Raw genomic sequence first — 1,534 nt, 5'->3', positions numbered from 1 at the left:
CTGAAGCACGACGTCCTTCTCGCGCTCGAGATCGGCCTGGCCGAAGTGCGGCCGGAGGATCATGTCGGAGAGGAGCTCGACCGCCAGCGGCACGTGCTCGGCCATGACTGACGCCATGAAGTTGGTGCCGCTGCGATCGGTGGAGGCGTTGAGATCGCCGCCCACGTCTTCGATGGCCTCGCTCAGCTCGCGCGCAGAGCGGCCGCCGGCGCCCTTGAACACCATGTGCTCGAAGAGGTGCGCGATGCCGTTGAGATGGGCAGGCTCGTAGCGGGAGCCCGTCTCGGCATAGAGGCCGATCGCCGCCGTCTCGATGCCGGGCATCTGCCGGGTGGCGACGCGAAGGCCGTTGGGAAGGGTGGTGAGCTGCATCATGAAGGGGGCGATTTAGGGGTTAGCGGCGGAAGGAGCAAATCCGGGCGGCCCGGGGGCCCGCGCCGGAGAGCCTCAGGCCAGCGGTTGCCGCTGCCGCCGCCGGAGGGCGAGAGCGTAGATCACGGCGGCCGCGGCGGCGAAGAAGAACCATTGGATGGCGTAGAGGAGGTGGTTGTTCGGAACGCCCGTCGGCGAGGGAGGGGCTGACGCGGCAAGGCCGGGAGCCGGCCGGGCGGAGACGAGGCGGATGATGTGCGAACGGTCCGGCGCGATCACGCCGCTGACGGGGCCGCCGCCCCAGCCGCCGGGTGCCTTGCTCTCCTTCGACCAGCCCATGTCCACCTGCATCCCAGGCCCCTCGACGCCGCCGGTACGGCAGGAGGCGATGTGGCTCCAGCCTGGCTCGCCGGAGGCGTTCTGGCCCGCGACGGCGCGCCACTCCACGACCTTCAGGCAGAAGCCGTCGGCGCGGCGGTAGAGGAGCGAATCGTCGGCCGGAGGAACGGCGGGCCAGGCGATCGGCGGAAGCCCCGCCGCCGCCTCGTAGCGGGCAATCAGCGCTTCCTTCTCCTCGATGCGCCGCAGCTGCCAGATGCCGAGGCCGACCATCACCGCAACCGCCGCGGCGACGATCAGCGTCGGCCAGAAGGGGAGGCGCGTCATTCGCGGCTGATCCGGCCCTCGCGGGCGCTGTTCCTGTATTCGAGCGCCAGCAACATCCCCTTGCTGAAGCGGAGCGAGCCGGCAACGGCGACCATCGTCAGCGGGAACCAGAGCAGGACGTGAACCCACATCGGCGGCTTCAGGGTAAGCTCCACCCCGATCGCGAGCGCCGTGATCAGTGCGCCGACGATCAGCGTCAGGAAGGCCGCGGGGCCGTCACCGACGTTGAAGCCCGAGAAATCGAGCTGGCAGGCCCGGCATCTGGGCGAGAAGGCGGCGACGCCGGAGAAGAGGGTCCGTGCGCCGCAGCGGGGGCAGAGGCCCTTCAGGGCCGCTTCGGCTGCTGCGGGCTCTCGACCGGCAGGCGAGGCTTGGCTCAGTGGACTTCGGCGCCCCAGCCGCCCCAGACGTAGATGGCGATGAAGAGGAACAGCCAGACAACGTCGACGAAGTGCCAGTACCAGGCGGCCGCCTCGAAGCCGAAATGCTGCCTGGG

At 70.0% G+C, this 1,534-nt stretch carries 4 protein-coding genes; all 4 read right to left on the bottom strand.

Annotation, left to right across the window (positions count from 1 at the left end):
* On the bottom strand, positions 1–375 hold a 375-nt coding region (locus VF662_RS14085; RefSeq protein ID WP_464142382.1), incomplete at its 3' end, for a M16 family metallopeptidase.
* 72 nt (positions 376–447) lie between these two features.
* Complete coding sequence (locus tag VF662_RS14080; RefSeq protein WP_464142380.1) at positions 448–1,038, bottom strand: SURF1 family cytochrome oxidase biogenesis protein; 591 nt, start codon at positions 1,036–1,038, stop codon at positions 448–450.
* A complete protein-coding gene (locus VF662_RS14075; protein WP_464142386.1) occupies positions 1,035–1,418 on the bottom strand; it encodes a DUF983 domain-containing protein in 384 nt (127 codons plus the stop codon). Before VF662_RS14075 ends, VF662_RS14080 begins: the two co-directional genes overlap by 4 nt.
* Positions 1,415–1,534: cytochrome c oxidase subunit 3 (locus VF662_RS14070; protein ID WP_464142384.1), on the bottom strand; the 120-nt coding region annotated here is incomplete at its 5' end. The genes VF662_RS14070 and VF662_RS14075, both read right to left, overlap by 4 nt.

It is taken from the genome of Allosphingosinicella sp., from assembly GCF_036387215.1.
Classification (GTDB): domain Bacteria; phylum Pseudomonadota; class Alphaproteobacteria; order Sphingomonadales; family Sphingomonadaceae; genus Allosphingosinicella.
The sequence above is the reverse complement of the archived record's forward strand: the minus strand, read 5'-3'. Positions and strand labels throughout refer to the sequence as shown.

Bases quoted from the DNA above. Each gene is read 5' to 3' on its own strand.
- VF662_RS14080 (WP_464142380.1), bottom strand. From the start codon at position 1,038: ATGACGCGCCTCCCCTTCTGGCCGACGCTGATCGTCGCCGCGGCGGTT.